At 60.7% G+C, this 16,721-nt stretch carries 17 protein-coding genes, 1 tRNA gene and 2 pseudogenes; 3 read left to right on the top strand and 17 right to left on the bottom strand.

The window, feature by feature from the left end:
• Positions 1–95: 95 nt before the first annotated feature.
• From PH552_RS25645 to PH552_RS25625, 5 genes and pseudogenes are all read right to left on the bottom strand, one after another.
• Positions 96–1,424: a S41 family peptidase gene (locus PH552_RS25645; RefSeq protein WP_112339842.1), complete on the bottom strand. Its 1,329-nt coding sequence runs from the start codon at positions 1,422–1,424 to the stop codon at positions 96–98.
• Positions 1,414–2,853: a murein hydrolase activator EnvC family protein gene (locus PH552_RS25640; protein ID WP_483315506.1), complete on the bottom strand. Its 1,440-nt coding sequence runs from the start codon at positions 2,851–2,853 to the stop codon at positions 1,414–1,416. Before PH552_RS25640 ends, PH552_RS25645 begins: the two co-directional genes overlap by 11 nt.
• A gap of 189 nt (positions 2,854–3,042) precedes the next feature.
• Positions 3,043–3,525 (bottom strand): 23S rRNA (pseudouridine(1915)-N(3))-methyltransferase RlmH, encoded by a 483-nt coding sequence (gene rlmH, locus PH552_RS25635; RefSeq protein WP_112339840.1) that lies wholly within the window; start codon positions 3,523–3,525, stop codon positions 3,043–3,045.
• Positions 3,526–3,640: 115 nt separating this feature from the next.
• A pseudogene (gene rsfS / locus PH552_RS25630) lies at positions 3,641–4,083 on the bottom strand (ribosome silencing factor).
• Positions 4,084–4,245: 162 nt separating this feature from the next.
• Entirely contained in the window at positions 4,246–4,545 is a 300-nt protein-coding gene (locus PH552_RS25625; protein WP_112339838.1) for a DUF1330 domain-containing protein, read from the bottom strand.
• A 283-nt stretch (positions 4,546–4,828) separates the two neighbouring features.
• Here PH552_RS25625 and PH552_RS25620 point away from each other — a divergent pair, with 283 nt between their 5' ends.
• Positions 4,829–5,212 (top strand): winged helix-turn-helix domain-containing protein, encoded by a 384-nt coding sequence (locus tag PH552_RS25620; protein WP_285166344.1) that lies wholly within the window; start codon positions 4,829–4,831, stop codon positions 5,210–5,212.
• Here PH552_RS25620 and modC read toward each other — a convergent pair whose 3' ends face one another.
• From modC to rplU, 11 genes are all read right to left on the bottom strand, one after another.
• A complete protein-coding gene (modC, locus tag PH552_RS25615) occupies positions 5,213–6,286 on the bottom strand; it encodes a molybdenum ABC transporter ATP-binding protein (protein WP_112339835.1) in 1,074 nt (357 codons plus the stop codon).
• A complete protein-coding gene (gene modB, locus PH552_RS25610; RefSeq protein WP_112339834.1) occupies positions 6,283–6,984 on the bottom strand; it encodes a molybdate ABC transporter permease subunit in 702 nt (233 codons plus the stop codon). The genes modC and modB overlap by 4 nt, the downstream gene beginning before the upstream one ends.
• A gap of 89 nt (positions 6,985–7,073) precedes the next feature.
• Positions 7,074–7,871 carry a molybdate ABC transporter substrate-binding protein gene (modA, locus tag PH552_RS25605; protein ID WP_285166343.1) on the bottom strand — a complete coding sequence of 266 codons (798 nt, stop codon included), beginning with the start codon at positions 7,869–7,871 and terminating at the stop codon, positions 7,074–7,076.
• Positions 7,872–8,439: 568 nt separating this feature from the next.
• Entirely contained in the window at positions 8,440–9,021 is a 582-nt protein-coding gene (locus PH552_RS25600) for a nicotinate-nucleotide adenylyltransferase (RefSeq protein ID WP_245430224.1), read from the bottom strand.
• Between the two features lie 37 nt (positions 9,022–9,058).
• A complete protein-coding gene (locus PH552_RS25595) occupies positions 9,059–10,342 on the bottom strand; it encodes a glutamate-5-semialdehyde dehydrogenase (RefSeq protein ID WP_285166342.1) in 1,284 nt (427 codons plus the stop codon).
• On the bottom strand, positions 10,335–11,504 hold the full coding sequence (proB, locus tag PH552_RS25590; RefSeq protein WP_112339831.1) for a glutamate 5-kinase: 1,170 nt from the start codon (positions 11,502–11,504) through the stop codon (positions 10,335–10,337). The genes PH552_RS25595 and proB overlap by 8 nt, the downstream gene beginning before the upstream one ends.
• On the bottom strand, positions 11,501–12,607 hold the full coding sequence (gene obgE / locus PH552_RS25585; RefSeq protein WP_285166341.1) for a GTPase ObgE: 1,107 nt from the start codon (positions 12,605–12,607) through the stop codon (positions 11,501–11,503). The genes proB and obgE overlap by 4 nt, the downstream gene beginning before the upstream one ends.
• A 268-nt stretch (positions 12,608–12,875) precedes the next feature.
• Positions 12,876–13,463 (bottom strand): GNAT family N-acetyltransferase, encoded by a 588-nt coding sequence (locus tag PH552_RS25580; RefSeq protein WP_183765295.1) that lies wholly within the window; start codon positions 13,461–13,463, stop codon positions 12,876–12,878.
• On the bottom strand, positions 13,460–14,095 hold the full coding sequence (locus PH552_RS25575; RefSeq protein ID WP_112339828.1) for a GNAT family N-acetyltransferase: 636 nt from the start codon (positions 14,093–14,095) through the stop codon (positions 13,460–13,462). Before PH552_RS25575 ends, PH552_RS25580 begins: the two co-directional genes overlap by 4 nt.
• A gap of 129 nt (positions 14,096–14,224) precedes the next feature.
• A complete protein-coding gene (gene rpmA / locus PH552_RS25570; protein WP_112339827.1) occupies positions 14,225–14,494 on the bottom strand; it encodes a 50S ribosomal protein L27 in 270 nt (89 codons plus the stop codon).
• A 32-nt stretch (positions 14,495–14,526) separates the two neighbouring features.
• A complete protein-coding gene (rplU, locus tag PH552_RS25565) occupies positions 14,527–14,844 on the bottom strand; it encodes a 50S ribosomal protein L21 (protein ID WP_028753733.1) in 318 nt (105 codons plus the stop codon).
• Between the two features lie 306 nt (positions 14,845–15,150).
• On the opposite strand from rplU, the gene PH552_RS25560 reads away from it, so the two are divergent.
• A tRNA-Ser gene (locus PH552_RS25560) sits at positions 15,151–15,240 on the top strand.
• A gap of 506 nt (positions 15,241–15,746) precedes the next feature.
• Here the strand turns inward: PH552_RS25560 and PH552_RS25555 are convergent.
• The gene (locus tag PH552_RS25555; protein WP_183765298.1) at positions 15,747–15,956 is read right to left on the bottom strand and encodes a hypothetical protein; all 210 of its coding nucleotides are present in this window, start codon (positions 15,954–15,956) and stop codon (positions 15,747–15,749) included.
• Between the two features lie 237 nt (positions 15,957–16,193).
• Between PH552_RS25555 and PH552_RS25550 the strand changes: the two are divergent.
• Positions 16,194–16,721, top strand: a pseudogene (locus tag PH552_RS25550) (IS5 family transposase); the annotation flags it as partial.

Genomic DNA, 16,721 nt, shown 5'->3' with positions numbered 1-16,721 from the left:
GCCGATGTCATCCGGCCAAGGGGAGCGGGCCAACGCAAATGCCGCTCCCTCCTTCATGAAAGCGCCGGGTCTGTTTCCAGCCCGGCGCGATCTCCTTACTTGGAGGAAACTGCCTTTTCCGGGTTCGGCGGGAAGGCCGGATCGGTCTTGGCGCCGCGCAGAAGGTCGAGCGCATAGTTGAGCTGGAGATCGTCCTTCGGGTCCGGCGGCACATAGGCCGAAGAGCCGGAGCCCTTGTCGGTTTCGCTCTGGCCCTTGATGTGGCCCGGCAGGCTGGATTCGCCTTCCGTCGTCAGCTTGCCCTTGAGGTCATCCGGCAGCGGCTGGTCGACCTTGATGTCAGGTGTGATGCCGGTGCCCTGGATCGAACGGCCCGAGGGCGTATAGTAGAGTGCCGTCGTCAGGCGCAGCGCGCCGTTGCCGTCGCCGAGCGGAATGATCGTCTGGACAGAGCCCTTGCCGAAGGACTGCGTGCCGAGGACGGTGGCGCGACGCAGATCCTGCAAGGCGCCTGCGACGATTTCCGAAGCGGAAGCCGAACCGCCGTTGGTGAGCACGATGATCGGCTTACCGTCGGTCAGATCGCCGGGAGTGGCGTTGAAGCGGCGGGTTTCGTCCGGATTGCGGCCGCGCGTGGAAACGATCTCGCCACGCTCGAGCACGTCGTCAGCGACATTGATCGCCTGGTCGAGCAAGCCGCCCGGGTTGAGACGCAGGTCGAGCACATAGCCCTTTAGCTTGTCGGCCGGAATATCCTTCTTGATCTTCGCGATCGCGGCTTCGAGATCCGGCGTTGTCTTTTCCGTAAATGAGATGATGCGGATATAGCCCACATCGCCGCCTTCCTCGCGCGACTTGACGGCGGCGACGGCGATGACGTCACGAACAACGGTAAGTTCGATCGGCTTGTCGACGCCCTTGCGCATCAAGGTGAGCTTAATCGGCGTCTTGACCGGGCCGCGCATTTTCTCGACGGCGTCTTCCAGCTTCAGGCCGCGAACGGACTGGCCATCGATCGCGGTGATGTAGTCGCCGGCAAGAACGCCGGCCTTGGCGGCGGGCGTGTCGTCGATCGGGGTGATGACCTTGACGAGGTCGTTGTCCATCGTCACTTCGATGCCGAGACCGCCGAATTCACCCTTGGTCTGGGTGCGCATGTCTTCGGCATCCTTAGCATTCATATAGCTCGAATGCGGGTCCAGAGAGGTCAGCATGCCGTTGATGGCGGCTTCGATGAGCTTGTCTTCCTGCGGCGGCGTCACATACTGCGCGCGCACGCGCTCAAAGACGTCGCCGAAAATCGACAACTCCTTATAGGTGGAAGTGCCAGCGGCTTCCGCCGGCGCTACCGCCGAGTAGATAACGCCCATCGCGGTCGCACCCATCAATGCGCCGACGAGAACAAGAGAAGCCCTACGTATCATTGCGTGCCTTTCCAGTGTCTTTGGAGGTCCACCAGGGCCGGGAATCGACTGGTTTTCCATCTTTTCGGAATTCAATGTAAAGCGTTGGCCGATCCGTTTCCAGCGCCAATGCGGTCGCGCTCGCGACTCTTTTTTGGCCCATCGTGGCGAGCGGCTCGCCGGCGAAGACAAATCTGCCTGGGCGCGTCTTGATCGCGTCCATTCCCGACAGCACCATGTGGTAACCGTCACCCGTATCCAGGATGATCATCTGACCGTAGCTGCGAAACGCGCCGGCATAGACAACCGTGCCATCGGCAGGAGCCGTGACGAGTGCTTCCGGACCTGTCGCAATGGTCAACCCCATCGCCGTATGACCGGTACCGTCGTCGTCGCCGAACTGGCGGAGGGTATCGCCCGCCACGGGCAGCTCCAACTTCTGTTTAAGGTCCGAGAAGGGATATGCGGGCGTAATGCGGTTTTTATCGGGCACACCGTTCTCGGCCAGGGCTTTCGCCTGCTCGCGCTGCTGTTCCGTCATTTGCGCCCGGCGCGCCTCTTCCGCACGCGCGGCAGCCGCAGCGTCGCGTACCGAGCCGATCTGGCTTTCCAGCGAGGCGACGAGTCCTTCCAGGCTGGTTGCCTGGCTCGCCAGTTCCTCGGCGCGCTTGCGCTCGGCGCCGAGCTGGGCGGCATTCTCCTTGCTGTGCTTGTCGTTTTCGGCAATCAGCAGATCCATGCGCCGCTCCTCCTCCAGACTGTTGGTCATGGTGGCGGTGAAGCTCGCCTTTTCGGCGGCCGTGTCGGCATGCAGCTTGCTGAGATCCGTGAGATCGGCGATGAGCTTGTCCGTCTCCTTGCGCATACCGGGCACGACGGCGCCGAGGAGAATGGCGCTGCGCACCGAGGCGAGCGCATCGTCCGGCGTCACCAGCAACGCTGGCGGCGGGTTGCGGCCCATGCGCTCGAGAGCGCCCAGCACTTCGGCCAGCAGGGCGCGGCGGTCATGCAGGGAAGCGCGGATCTTGCCTTCCTTGACGGCAAGGCCCGTCAGCGTCTTCTCGGTCTGCTGGATCTTGCGGTCGAGTTCCTTGCGGCGGGCGGCGCTGTCGATCAGCGCCTGGCGCAGGCTGTCGGTACTCTTGTCGAGAGAGGCGATGCTGTCTTCCAGCTCTTTCGTCTTGCCGGAGGAGAGATTGATCGTCTTCGACAGTTCGTCCAGCTGAGCGCGGGTTTCGTCGCGCTTGCGAGCGAGATCCGCTGCCGGGTCGGGCGCTTCTTGCGCTGGCGGCACCGATGCGGTCGTCGTGGCGCGATCATCTGGCGCCTGGGGTGCAGTGCTATCGGCCTCCTGGGCCACGGCCGCGCTCAGCAAAGGGAAAGGGGCGGTCATATAGGCGCCCACACCGAGACATGCCGCCAGGGGTGGCAGCAGAAGACGGGAAAGCATGGGCTGGGCTTTTCTCATCCAGTCGGTTCGGGCCTGGTCCCTTCGGATCGCGTGAAAATAGGCTGATTTGCCGCGATCAGCTAGGAAGCATCGTCATTTTCAGGGCGAGAATCAAAACACGCCTCTGTGAGCGTTTCGTTAACGCAAAAAGCCCGAAAGCCAAACTGTTTTCGAAACGGGATGGGACGGTTACACCCTGTGGTAGGGATGGCCGGAGAGGATGGTGACGGCGCGGTAGAGCTGCTCGGCGATCAGGATGCGGACCAGCTGGTGCGGCCATGTCAGCTTGCCGAGGCAAATGGTCAGATCGGCCTTGTCGTAAAGGGACGGGTCGAGGCCGTCGGCGCCGCCGATGGCGATCGTCAGGTCGCGCTTGCCCTGATCTCGGTATGTCCCGAGCATAGCGGCGAAGGCTTCGCTGTCGAGCGCCTTGCCGCGTTCGTCGAGGAGAATGAGGACGCCGCCTTCCGGATGAGCCTTTTGCAAGAGACCCGCCTCTTCGCGCTTGCGGGTCTCGCTATTGGAAGCGCGGCTTTCGGCAACCTCGGTCATGCGCGCCAATTCCAGGCCGATCGCCGGTCCGGCCTTGGCGAAACGGTCGAGATAGCGAGCCGCAAGATCCTTTTCCGGGCCGGCTTTCAGCCGTCCCACCGCAAAAAGACCTATCCGCATTCCCGCTCCCAAGCCTATCCGCCGTCATGGCGGCACAAAACGAAACTCCTGCCGGAAGCTCATGTCCGGCGATGTAAAGCTGCCAACCGGGGCCGGGAAAGCGTTCCGGGGTCGGTTAGTGCAGCGTGCCTTCGTCGAGATCGGGTGCTGCCCACATCTTTTCGATGTTGTAGAACTCACGGATCTCGGGTCGGAAGACATGAACGATGATGTCGCCGGTGTCGATCAACACCCAGTCGCCGCCATCAAGACCCTCGACGCGGGCAGTGCCGAAGCCCTCGTCCTTGAGATCGGTCATGAGATGGTCGGCAATCGCCAGGACATGGCGGTTCGATCGGCCGGAGACGACGACCATGTAGTCTCCAAGCGCGGATTTGCCAGCAATGTCGATGGTGACGATATTTTCGGCCTTGGAATCCTCGAGGCTTGCGAGGACGGCTTGCAGGGCGCGGGCAGCGGCATCGGCGCCACGTTCCGAGCTCTTCGGGATAACGACAGGCGTTCTTCCCTTGGCGTGTACTGTTGTCAGTGCTCTTCCTTCCTTGAGTAACAGAACATGCACGGAGGTGATCTGAGTCGATCACCTCGTAAAGATAGGCATCAAAGCATTAAGGTTTCAAGACGCCAAAGGCCATCTTAGGGCGTTCAGGACAAGGATTTGTGTCCGACTAGGGCTCTTTCGCACCAGATATGGGTAAATATTCGCGCCGCGGGCCAAAATCAAGCTTCCGGGCTCACGCCGTCGACAAGAAGGAGATTGCGGGTGAGGGCCCTGTCGCGGATGTCGAGCGCAGTTGCGTATTCCGGCGAGCGATACCAGGCTTTGGCCTGCTCGATGTCGGGAAACTCCACGATGACGAGGGCTCGCGGCGACCAGTTGCCCTCCAGTTGTTCGATCGGACCGCCGCGGACCAGATAGCGGCCGCCATAATGGGCTATGGAGGCGGCAGCGCGGGTCCGGTAGGCCTCGAAAGCTTCGGCATCCCTCGCCGTGACGTCGGAGATGATATAAGCCGGCATAGTGTCTCCCTTCCACGCGAAGCCGAATTCCCGCGCAATCCCGCTTGGGCCTCGGTTTGCATGCGGACGCATCTTTTATATCGGAGATCAGATAGGCCGGTGTCGCCGCTCGTCCATTTTCGCCGGCAGATACAGGCAGGCGACCGCCGCTGCGCGTTTCAGCTCGAATTGACCTGAAATCTGAATCCGCGCTAGCATCAAATAGATAGAGCATGATGTCATCCGAAAATCGCTTACAGTTTTCGGCATCGTGTTCCCGGTAAACCAAACCGTTACAGATGCCATGACAAATGCTCCGCAACCGCCCTTGAAGCCTATTCTCCGGATCAGTTTTTCGGGGCAGGATCGGCTCGGGCGCGGCAAGATGGAGCTTCTCGAACATATACAGGAGACCGGCTCGATCTCGGCCGCCGGCCGCGCCATGGACATGTCCTACCGCCGGGCCTGGCTGCTCATCAGCGAATTGAACCATATGTTCCGCGAGCCTGTGGTGGAGTCGCAGCGCGGTGGGCAGAAGGGCGGCGGCGCGGCCCTGACGCCGTTCGGCGAGGAGTTGCTGCAGCGTTTCCGTGGCATGGAAACGACGCTGCGGGTGGCAATAGCCGACGATCTCAACTGGCTCGAGGCCAATCGCAACCCCGCTAAGGCTTCCCAGGAAAAATCCTGATCAATGTTCGAGCGCCACGGTCTTGATAACAGCATGGATCGGTAGGCCGATGCGTAATCCCAGCCGCTCGGCGGAGAATTGCGTGATGCGTGCAAGCACCGCGTCGCCGCCGCAATCGATCCTGATCTCCGCCGTTCCGTCCGCGGCCGCACCGATCCCCAGCACTTCGCCGTCGAGGATATTGAGGGCGCTGAGACCTTCTGGCCGCGTTGTCGCCAGCATGACGTCGCGGGCGGGGATATGGACGCGCACGGTCTTGCCGATAGCGACGGCCTGACCCGGCACCACCAGTTTCGCCGTCTTCAGGGCAATAACGGTCAGATGATGCTGGTCGTCCACCGACTCCACGCGGCCTTCCAGCAGTACACCGGCTTCGCGGCGATCGGCCGCCAGCGGGCCGGACAGCTGGCTGAAAATATCGACGGCGGCGCCGATTGTCTCGACCTTGCCGTCACGCATGACGACGACGCGGCTGGCGAGGCGTGCCACCTCGGCCATCGAGTGACTGACATAGATGATCGGGATCTTCGTCTCGTCGCGCAGCCGCTCGAGATAGGGCAGGATTTCCGCCTTGCGGGCTTCGTCGAGGGCGGCAAGCGGCTCGTCCATCAATAGGAGGCGCGGCGAGGAAAGCAGGGCGCGGCCGATCGCGACGCGCTGCTTCTCGCCGCCGGAAAGTTTTGCTGGCCGGCGATCGAGAAGAGCACTGATGCCAAGGAGATCGACGACGCCGTCAAAGCTTTCACCGCGCTCGCTTTTGGGCGCAAACCAACGGCCGTAATTGAGGTTCTGTCGTACCGAAAGATGCGGAAACAGGCGTGCTTCCTGAAAGACATAGCCGAAGCGGCGGTGGTGACGCGGCACGAAGACCTGCCTGCTGGTGTCGGCAAGTACGGTATCGTCGAGGCTGACATGGCCGTGATCAGGGCGCGTGAGGCCGGCAATGATGCGGACGATCGACGTCTTGCCGGAGCCGGAGCGGCCAAAAAGGGCCGTCACGCCGCCATCGGACGTGAAGGCAGCCTCCAGCGAAAAGGCGCCGAGGCGGTGGCGGATATCGACCGAAAGCGTCATTCGAAATCCACCCTCCGTCCGGCGAGATAGGCAAGGAATTCAGAAGCGAGCAGCGCTGCCATGGAAATGACGATGGCGACGATGGTGAGCCGCATGGCGCCGGCATCGCCGCCCGGAACCTGGGTGAAGGTATAAATGGCAGACGATAGCGTCTGCGTCTCGCCGGGAATATTGGAGACGAAGGTGATGGTGGCGCCGAACTCGCCCATGGCCTTGGCGAAGGAGAGAATCATGCCGGCGATGATCCCGGGCAGGATCAAGGGCAGGGTGACCGTCAGAAAGGTCCATATGGGGCTGGCGCCCAATGTGCCGGCGGCTTCCTCCAGCTTGCGGTCGACGGCTTCGATCGACAGGCGGATGCTTCGGACCATCAGCGGGAAGCCCATGACGCCGCAGGCAAGTGCGGCACCCGTCCAGCGGAAGGAGAAAACGATACCGAGATATTGATCAAGCAAAGATCCGATCGGCCCCTTGCGGCCGAAGAGGATGAGGAGGATGAAGCCAGTAACGACGGGCGGCAGGATCAGCGGCAGATGGATGATGCCATTGAGGACCGATTTGCCCCAGAACCGACCGCGTGCGAGCAGGAGTGCGGCGACAATGCCGAAGGGCAGGCTGACCAGCATGGCGACGATGGAAACCCGCAAGCTCAGCTCTATCGCCGTCCATTCGTCGCTGCTCAGACCCAACGCTTCCAAATACCCGCCCCCTTAAACATCTCAGGCTCGCCACGAGCCTGCGAGCCTGATGGCTTGAACTTTTCATGCCTGACTTGCGGTGATGACGCTCACTGCTTCAGGATCGTGAAGCCCTCGTGCTCGAAGAATGGAACAGCCTTAGCCGATTTCAGAAAGTCGAAATAGGCTTGTACATCCGCGTTCTTGCTGCTGCTGGTGATGGCGATCGGATAGACGATCGGCGGGTGGCTGTCGGCCGGGAAGGTGCCGACGACGGCAACGCCCGGATCGGCCGAGACATCGGTCTGATAGACGATGCCGTAAGGCGCTTCGCCGCGCGAAACCAGCGCGAGGGCGGCGCGCACGCTTTCGGCGCCGGCGATCTTCTTTTCGACGGAAGCCCAGATGCCAAGTTTTTCCAGCGCCGTCTTACCGTATTTGCCAGCCGGAACCGATTCCGGCTGGCCGATCGCTAGGCGGCCGTCGCCGAGCAGGCCGGCCAGGTCCAAGCCCTGCTTGATTTCGACGGGCTTCGCCTTGTCCTTGGCGGCAACGAGAACGAGCTTGTTGCCTAACAGGTTGACGCGGCTATCGTCCTTGATCAGCTTCTTGCTGGCAACATAATCCATCCAGTTTGTGTCGGCGGAGATGAAGACATCGGCTGGTGCGCCGTTTTCAAGCTGTTTGGCGAGCGGGCCACTTGCCGCATAGGAGACGGCGACTTCCTTGTGGGTTTCCTTGGTGAAGGCGGCATCGGCATCATCAAGTGCGTTTTTCATGCTAGCGGCGGCAAAAACCACGATCTTGTCGGCGGCGAATGCCGGCACAGGCGCGCTCGAGAGGCCCAGCCACGCGGCGGAAAGGGCGGCGGTTGCAAGCTTGATCCATCGGCGTCGGCTGGTGGCCATTTTATTCTCTCCAAAGATATCGACATATTTCGAGAGATATAACGACGCGCGAGGCTTGACTAGGGATGTATTTACAAAAATACATCGCGATGTGATCGTGTAACCTTACGAATTCTATGGATTTTCCGTGGCGCAGCGCATATGAACGATCTTGGGCATTGCAAAAATGCATGACTGGATTTGCCCAGTGGATTGGCGAACGCTCACGAAGCAAGACTTAACGTTACGAAACGTGGGGTCCCGTGCCATTCTTTCGCCGAATTAAGTTCGACACTGAAAATCAAATCCTGAGAAATTGGAAAAGAAGCGTTTTTTGGGCAGAAAATTTTCAGAGACATGCGTCTGTTGCATTGCTGCATTGCGCAATCGGCCATTTATCTGTCGGTAAAATCTGCTAAAACATAATCATCGAAACGGCAATCTCCTCCTCCCAATGCCGTTCGATATGGATTAGCAACTCTCCTCCTCCCAGTTGCTGATCAGGTTCAAAAGCCCGACGCACCTCCTCCCGCGTCGGGCTTTTATTTTTAAACTCTTCCTAAAAATTTTGGCCAGGAATTTGGATCGATTATTGTGCGTCGCGCAGGGCTGTCGAGCTGAGCGCCGAGCGCGGTCCGTGAATGAAGGTCCAGGCCGGCGCCCGCTTCTTCCAGAGCACGCGGGCGTCATCCTCGTCGACGCGGGCGTAATGGAAGGTCTTGGCCATCTTGGCCGAAAGATAGGATAGCGTCGATCCCGGCCGGTCAATGACGGCAATCGGGAAGGTGCGGGCGATTTCCTGCCATTTCTGCCAGCGGTGAAACGTATTCAGGCTGTCGGCACCCATGATCCAGATGAAGTGGACATGACTGTTGCGTGCCTTCACATGCGCCAACGTGTTGGCCGTGTAGCTCATGCCCAGCGTCTGCTCGAAGGCGGTCACCTTGATGCGCGGGTCGTGGAGAAGTCGTTCGCTGAGCGTGATACGTTCGGCGAGCGGCGCCAGATGATTGCGGCTCTTTAGCGGGTTGCCCGGCGTCACCATCCACCAGAGCTGATCGAGGCCCAGCCTTCGGATGGCGATCTCGGCCACGAGTGCGTGGCCTTCATGCGGCGGATTGAAGGATCCCCCGAAAAGACCAACCACCATGCCGCGCTCGGCATGGGGCATGCGCAGATGGCGTTGATCGACCTCTTCCTTCAGCACGTCAGGGCCGTATCTGTCCGGTGCCGCGAACGCGATATTTGAAAGAGGTGAGCTGCTCGACGCCAACAGGCCCGCGCGCGTGCATCTTGCCGGTGGCGATGCCGATTTCAGCACCCATGCCGAATTCGCCGCCATCGGCAAATTGCGTCGAGGCATTGTGCAGCAGGATCGCCGAATCGATCTCGGTGAAGAAGCGTTCGACAACACGAGGATCTTCGGCAATCACGGCTTCGGTATGGTTCGACGAATATTTGCCGATATGGTCGATTGCTCCGGAAATGCCATCGACCAGCGCGACGGAGATGATCGCGGCGAGATACTCCGTCGTCCAATCCTCTTCCGTTGCCGCTTTGAGGCCGGGAACGATCTGGAGGACATCGGCGGAGCCGCGGATTTCGCAGCCTGCCGCGGCAAGGCCGTCGAGCAGCGGCTTCAGATGGGTGGAGGCAACCTTCTTGTCGACCAGCAACGTTTCGGCGGCACCGCAAATACCGGTGCGGCGCATCTTGGCGTTGACGACGATGGATTTCGCCATGTCGAGATCAGCCGACGCATCGATGTAGATGTGGCAAAGGCCCTCAAGATGGGCAAAGACCGGCACGCGCGCCTCGGTCTGCACGCGTCCGACCAAGCTCTTGCCGCCGCGCGGCACAATGACGTCGATATTGCCGTCGAGGCCGCGCAACATGGCGCCGACGGCGGCGCGATCGCTGACGGGCACGAGTTGGATAGCATGTTCCGGCAAGCCGGCAGCCTTCAATCCTTCGACCAGGCACTCATGGATCGCCTGCGAGGAGCGGCGCGAGTCGCTGCCGCAACGCAGGATCACGGCATTGCCGGCCTTCAGGCACAGTGCGCCGGCGTCGGCGGTCACGTTCGGTCGGCTTTCGAAGATGACGCCGATGACGCCAAGCGGCGTGCGGACGCGCTCGATCTTCAGGCCGTTGGGGCGGTCCCAGGCGGCGATGACTTCGCCGACAGGATCGGCGAGGGCAGCAATGGCGCGGATGCCTTCGGCCATTTCGGCGACGCGCTTGTCGTTCAGAGTCAGGCGATCGACGAAGGAGGCGAGCATATCGGTGCCTTCGACGTCTTTCAGGTCCTTGGCGTTCTCAGAGAGGATATGATCCTTTCGGGCCAGAATGGCATCCGCCATGGCATTCAGGGCCTTGTTCTTGCTTTCAGTCGACGCGAAGGCCAACGGTCGCGACGCAGCCCGGGCCTTGCGGCCGATATCATTCATCAGCGCATCGATGTCGGGGCTTTGTGCGACAGTATCAAGCATGAGCTTCATCCTTCTTCGATTTCTCGGCCTTCGTCTTGACGGAAGCGGTCATGACGAGGTCGTCGCGATGCACCATGGCGGCGCGGCCGGCATAGCCGAGGATCGCCTCGATCTCAGCCGATTTGCGGCCGGTAATCTGGCGGGCCTCTTCGGCGTCGTAGCCGACAAGGCCGCGGGCGATCTCGCGGCCGGAGGGCCCGATGACGGCAACGGTATCACCGCGGCCGAAATGGCCGACGACGCGGCGCACACCGGCGGGCAGCAGGCTCTTGCCGGCGCCAAGCGCGGTCACCGCGCCATCGTCGACATGCAATTCACCGGCTGGCTGCAGCTGACCGGCGATCCAGGTCTTGCGAGCGGTGACGGGTGTGCCTGACGGCGCGAACCAGGAGGAGCGGGCGCCGCTTTCGATCGCGTTCAGCGGCCGGTCGGTCTTGCCCGATGCGATGATCATGGCGCATCCGGCACCGGTTGCGATCTTGCCCGCGTCGATTTTCGTGCGCATGCCGCCGCGCGAAAGTTCCGAGGCGGCACCGCCGGCCATGGCCTCGATCTCGGGTGTGATCTCGGCGATCGTATCGAGGAATTTCGCCTGGGGATCGAGATGCGGTGGGGCGGTGTAGAGGCCGTCAATATCCGACAGCAGCACCAAAAGGTCGGCGCCGGTCATGGTGGCGACGCGAGCGGCGAGGCGATCATTGTCGCCATAGCGGATTTCGCTGGTCGCGACCGTATCGTTCTCGTTGATGATCGGCACCGCGCCGATCTTCAGGAGCTGGTTGATGGTGGCGCGGGCGTTGAGATAACGGCGACGCTCTTCAGTGTCGCCGAGCGTCAGCAGGATCTGGCCGGCGACGATATTGTCATGTGACAGGCTTTCCGACCACGCGCGGGCCAGCGAAATCTGCCCAACCGCCGCCGCTGCCTGGCTCTCCTCCAGCTTCAGCGCTCCGGAGGGCAGGTCGAGCACGGAACGGCCGAGCGCGATCGCGCCCGAGGAAACCACCAGCACATCGATGCCCTTGGCTTTCAGTGCGGCGATATCCGCACACATGCCGTCGAGCCAGGATTTCTTCAAGCCGGTCTTGCGATCGACGAGAAGGGCAGAGCCGATCTTGATGACGATGCGGCGGTAGCGATCAAGCGGCTTGCGGGCAGTCATCCCTGATGATCCCCGTCGTCACTACGGCGATCATCCTCGCCCGCATCGTCGGAAAGCTGCATGTCTCGGTGCCGCAGCTTCGGCGTTTTCGCGGGCTTATCCGCTTCGCCGGCATTGGCTTCGACAATCACGTCGCGCAGCGCGCGCAACACTTCCGTCATGCCGCGTCCGGTGGCGGCGGAAATCTGGAAGGGCGTCTTGCCGCAGGCCCGCGCCAGCTCGCGCGTCTTCTTCTTCAGCGTTTCCTCGTCCAGCACGTCGATCTGCGAGAGGGCGACGATTTCCGGCTTGTCCGTGATCTCGTTGCCATAGGCTTCCAGCTCGTGCTTCACGGTCTTGTAGGCCTTGCCGACCTTTTCTTCCTGGGCGGAGACAAGATGCAGCAGCACGCGGGTGCGCTCGACATGGCCGAGGAAGCGGTCGCCGATGCCGACGCCCTCATGGGCGCCTTCGATCAGGCCGGGAATATCCGCTAGAATGAATTCCTGGCCGTCGATGGTGGCAACGCCGAGATTAGGGTGCAGCGTCGTGAAGGGATAGTTGGCGATCTTCGGCCGCGCGCGGCTGACGGCTGCAAGGAAGGTCGATTTACCGGCATTCGGCAGACCGACGAGGCCGGCATCGGCGATCAGCTTCAGCCGCAGCCAAAGGGTCTTTTCTTCGCCCGGGAGGCCTGGATTGGCCCAGTCCGGCGCCTGATTGACCGAGGATTTGAAATAGGCATTGCCGAAGCCGCCATTGCCGCCGGCGGCCAGGCGGAAGCGTTGGCCCTCTTCCGTCAGATCGCAGATCAGCGTTTCCTGGTCTTCTTCGAAAATCTGCGTTCCCACCGGCACTTTCAGCGTCACGTCGTCGCCCTTGGCGCCGGCGCGGTTCTTGCCCATGCCGTGCATGCCGACCTTCGCTTTGAAGTGCTGCTGGTAGCGGAAATCGATCAACGTATTCAAGCCGTTGACGGCCTCGACCCAGACATCGCCGCCGCGGCCGCCATCGCCGCCATCCGGGCCGCCGAACTCGATGAATTTCTCGCGGCGGAAGGAGACGCTGCCCGCGCCGCCATCGCCTGAGCGAATATAGACTTTTGCTTCATCGAGAAATTTCATCGTACGTCCGTCACCCGGTGTCGGCGCATATCCCTTCGGATCGAATGGGATTCACAAAAGCCTATGCGCTCTTTTCAATATCTGCCGCTCCTTCTGCATCCAAAAGACACATCGGGCGGCCGTTTGCCCGTTATGTCGCCTTCGATATAGGCGCTTCGGGCTGAGGTCAAAGAATATCGTGCGGTTCCAGTGCCATAAAGAGGCGGAACTGCATGATTGGTATGACAGCCATCGCCGGACGAGCCGGCGATGACCTGTTCTCAGGGCCTTAGGCCGCCTGCGAGAGCCGCAGCGCGCCCGGCTTCAGCATGGTTTCGATATGCGGAACCATGGTATTGCGGGCAAAGCTGTAGATCTCCGAGCAACCGGTGATCTCGAAGCCGAGCTTCTGCTGCAGCTTGAGCGATGCCGGATTGTCGGCGAAGACGCCGGAATGAACGGCGACTTCGGGCATGCGGCGGGCAAAACGTTCGAGCGAAGCCTTGACTGCTTCGGTCATGATACCTTGCCGCCAGTAGAAGCGGTTCAGCCAGTAACCGAGGTGCCAGCGGCCGTGGCGAAGCTCGATGCCGACACAGCCGATATGGGCATCATCCCGCTCGGAGATGGCGAGCTGCCAATCGACACCGAGGCCGGAGGTGTGCTCGATCAGCCAGTCGAGCGCATCCTGCCGGTCATAGGGCGCGGGAACGCGGGCCAGCATGCGGGTGACGGCGAAATCCGAAAGCGATTCCGCAATCATATCGGCATCGCTGAGCCGGTGCGGGCGCAGCGTCAGTCGGCCGGTCTGGATGACCGGCGTCGGCCCGGGCATCAGGGTCCGGGCATCGCGGCGGGTGAGGGCGAGAGCGTTCATCTCATGCCTCCCCAGCTGCGCAGCGAGATCCAGGTCTTGCGGTCGAGCCGGTACCATTCGACCGGCACGGTGCTGCCGAGCGCCAGCGATGCGGCAAGGCCGGATCCCTGGAACTGGAAGCCGCACTTCTGCACGACGCGCCTGGAGGCGACGTTCGTCACCCGGCAACGGGCATCGATCTGCGCGACGTTCTCACGCGTGCGGAAGACCATGTCGATGAGGGCATGGGCCGCTTCCGTGGTGTAGCCCTGGTTCCAGTAGGGCTCGCCCAACCAGTAACCGATCTCGACCGTGTTCGGATCGCCAGTGGGCTCGACCCCGCAGCAACCGAGAAAGGCGCCGTTGTCGGCTTTGGTAATGGCATAGACGCACTTGCCAATCTCGCCAAGCTTCGTGCGTCGCACGAAATCGGCGGCATCGGCGTTCGTATACGGGTGCGGCATACGCGATACCATTGTGGCGACATTGGCGTTGTTGGCGAGATGGGCAAGGGCGTCGATGTCTTCTTCGTGGGGCGCGCGCAGAACGAGCCTTTCCGACAGTAAGACAGGGCAATCGGTCCTTAACCTATCCGGCCTCAGCCGTTCTTCGGGAGACCTCGATTGGCCTTCCCTTAACAATTCGCCTTGCATGGTTCAGTCCTCCTTGGTTGAGGGTAAAGAAAAAGGGGAGATGGCGCCCCATCTCCCCTGTTTTCTGGACTGAACCTGATGCGGTCAGCCGGGTCGATGAGACGCCGGCTGTTTTAGAGCGCTACCGGCTTATTCCGCTGCTTCCGCTTTCGGCATTACAGACACGTACACGCGGCCATTGGCCTTCGTACGGTAATTCACGTTACCCGCCGTAAGCGCAAAAATCGTGTGATCCTTGCCGAGGCCGACATTGGCGCCCGGATGCCACTGCGTACCGCGCTGACGCACGATAATGTTACCTGCGATGACGGCTTCGCCGCCGAACTTCTTCACGCCAAGGCGCTTGGATTCGGAATCGCGACCGTTGCGCGAGGAACCGCCAGCTTTTTTGTGTGCCATTGGAGTTCTCCTTTAAACCTTGATCCCGTTACTTACTTGGCAGCCACGATGTCCGTGATGCGGACAACCGTGTGATGCTGGCGATGGCCGCGCGAACGCTTCGAGTTCTGACGACGGCGCTTCTTGAAGGCGATAACCTTCTTGCCGCGGTTGTGCTCGACCACTTCGGCCTTGACGGAAGCGCCCTTGACGAAGGGAGCACCAATCGCAGCGTCGGCGCCTTCGCCGATAACGAGGACTTCGGTGAATTCTACGGTGTCGCCGGCCGTGACTTCGAGCTTCTCGATGGTCAGCACGTCGTTGGCTGCCACACGGTACTGCTTACCGCCGGTCTTGATGACTGCGAACATTTTTTATCCTTTCATGTTCGTTCCGGCTCTCTCGACCAGAGGACGAGCGGCCGTCTTTTTATCAGTCGAAACTTAGCAGGGATTCCAAAGGCTTGAGCCCTCAAAAAATTCTGCCGGTGAAACCCTGCGCGAAGCAGGGTGGGCAAGGTGCGGACTTATCCACACCTATTGCGTCGCACGGGATATATAAGCGCCCCTGATCTGTCAAGGCGAAAGGATGAAAAGCTTTCATATTCGCCCTTGCCATCCTCCTCTTCTGTCGCTATGAGACAGCCCGCGCTGAAAAACGCGCCGACCAGCATAACCGGAGAGGTGGCAGAGTGGTCGAATGCACCGCACTCGAAATGCGGCATACCTGCAAGGGTATCGTGGGTTCAAATCCCACCCTCTCCGCCACGTTTTTCCTTTAGGATCAAGCTATTGTGGCATGACTACTAGCTTGGTTCAGGCGACTTTTGAGCGAAGTGTCGGCATTTTTCATCAGAGAGCCACGACCCCGGCACTAAACGGGTCTGCGCCGTAGTATTCAACGGCTCCGGTCGCCGAGACAAGCGCTATGGCAATACCCGCCTGATTCGCTCGTGGTGCCATCTTGCTTGCGAGATTGCGCGTTGTAGTCGTGTATGGGACCACCGCGATGTTAATCTCACCTTCTCCTGCCCTCGCAAGGAGTTGTCCGGCTGCCTCGTGCAGTCCCTTCCGCAGACGAGACACCTGCCCGGCGTGACGTGAGTTTATGATGCCGCCCTTGCATTCTGCAATAACTGGGCAGCCTCCGATCGTCGCGACGACGTCACCCTTTCCAGGACTTACATGAACCTCAAGAGTTAGGTCGCCGTTCATATACCGACCAGCATGGCTCGTCGTTCCCCAGCCCTTGTGCCAGGTGAAGCCGTGCATCATCAACCAAGCTTGAATCTCGAACCGCTTGCCGTGCTCACCGTCTGGACGAACGTATACGTTCTTAGCGCCGCGAGAGAATAGAGCATTGCAAAGGCGAGCATGACCGCCGCTTCGCTCATATGTCGCTCTGTGCTGCCGTCGGCTTTAGACAGTCTCTTCTCTGGAGACTCCTTTTTGAGGATGAGATGCTGCAGCTCTACAAAAGCCATCGATGCTCTTCCAAAGTTAAACTTTCAGACCTTTGTGTTCTTCTAAAAATTCGAGGACTTCATTCAATGCGTGAATAATCTGAGGCGATTGGCGCCGAATGCGTAGTAGCCAGATGATAGAATTTGCGGTGAAACGTCCGTTGTAGCCGGATAGCTTCTCTTACGGCGTAAACTCATAAAATTGCTTGTCGTTTATGGTCGGCTCTGATTCAAGGCCTCCAACTACGGAGGCCTTTGATGACGCGTCGCCGCTACGAACTTACCGAGCATGAATGGTCGATCATATCGCCGTTGTTGCCCAACAAGCCCCGCGGTGTTCCCCGCGTGGATGACCGGCGGGTGCTGAACGGTATCCTTTGGCGGTTCCGGACAGGTTCGCCCTGGGCGGAAGTCCCGGAGCGCTATGGCCCGCCGACCACCTGCTACAACCGCTTCATGCGCTGGCGCAAAGCCGGAGTATGGGATCGGCTTCTCGAAGCAGTCTCGGCCGCCTACGATGGTGACATCGTCATGATCGACTCGACCTGTGTCCGCGTTCATCAGCATGCGGCCACGGGAAAAAAGGGGATGGAGATGATGGCGGCATGGGACGTTCCCGCGGCGGACTTACGAGCAAAATCCACGCGCTCGTCGATGCCGAAGGTCGCCCCGTCAACCTTCGTCTGACCGGTGGGCAGGTCGCCGACTGTACCCAGGCCGACGCGTTGACGGACGAACTGGGTGAAGGAGATATCCTGCTGGCCGACAAGGGATATGACAGCAATG

It is taken from the genome of Rhizobium aureum (assembly GCF_030182495.1).
Classification (GTDB): Bacteria; Pseudomonadota; Alphaproteobacteria; order Rhizobiales; family Rhizobiaceae; genus Rhizobium; species Rhizobium tropici_C.
Note: the sequence above shows the minus strand (reverse complement) of the source record. Positions and strands in the feature narration are given on the sequence as shown.

Bases quoted from the DNA above. Each gene is read 5' to 3' on its own strand.
- modA (WP_285166343.1), bottom strand. From the start codon at position 7,871: ATGGCCACCAGCCGACGCCGATGGATCAAGCTTGCAACCGCCGCCCTT.
- rplU (WP_028753733.1), bottom strand. From the start codon at position 14,844: ATGTTCGCAGTCATCAAGACCGGCGGTAAGCAGTACCGTGTGGCAGCC.
- PH552_RS25620 (WP_285166344.1), top strand. From the start codon at position 4,829: ATGACAAATGCTCCGCAACCGCCCTTGAAGCCTATTCTCCGGATCAGT.
- proB (WP_112339831.1), bottom strand. From the start codon at position 11,504: ATGACTGCCCGCAAGCCGCTTGATCGCTACCGCCGCATCGTCATCAAG.
- PH552_RS25575 (WP_112339828.1), bottom strand. From the start codon at position 14,095: ATGCAAGGCGAATTGTTAAGGGAAGGCCAATCGAGGTCTCCCGAAGAA.
- modC (WP_112339835.1), bottom strand. From the start codon at position 6,286: ATGACGCTTTCGGTCGATATCCGCCACCGCCTCGGCGCCTTTTCGCTG.
- PH552_RS25645 (WP_112339842.1), bottom strand. From the start codon at position 1,424: ATGATACGTAGGGCTTCTCTTGTTCTCGTCGGCGCATTGATGGGTGCG.
- PH552_RS25600 (WP_245430224.1), bottom strand. From the start codon at position 9,021: ATGCCCCATGCCGAGCGCGGCATGGTGGTTGGTCTTTTCGGGGGATCC.
- PH552_RS25640 (WP_483315506.1), bottom strand. From the start codon at position 2,853: ATGCTTTCCCGTCTTCTGCTGCCACCCCTGGCGGCATGTCTCGGTGTG.
- PH552_RS25625 (WP_112339838.1), bottom strand. From the start codon at position 4,545: ATGCCGGCTTATATCATCTCCGACGTCACGGCGAGGGATGCCGAAGCT.
- rlmH (WP_112339840.1), bottom strand. From the start codon at position 3,525: ATGCGGATAGGTCTTTTTGCGGTGGGACGGCTGAAAGCCGGCCCGGAA.
- obgE (WP_285166341.1), bottom strand. From the start codon at position 12,607: ATGAAATTTCTCGATGAAGCAAAAGTCTATATTCGCTCAGGCGATGGC.
- PH552_RS25595 (WP_285166342.1), bottom strand. From the start codon at position 10,342: ATGCTTGATACTGTCGCACAAAGCCCCGACATCGATGCGCTGATGAAT.
- rpmA (WP_112339827.1), bottom strand. From the start codon at position 14,494: ATGGCACACAAAAAAGCTGGCGGTTCCTCGCGCAACGGTCGCGATTCC.
- PH552_RS25555 (WP_183765298.1), bottom strand. From the start codon at position 15,956: ATGGCTTTTGTAGAGCTGCAGCATCTCATCCTCAAAAAGGAGTCTCCA.
- PH552_RS25580 (WP_183765295.1), bottom strand. From the start codon at position 13,463: ATGAACGCTCTCGCCCTCACCCGCCGCGATGCCCGGACCCTGATGCCC.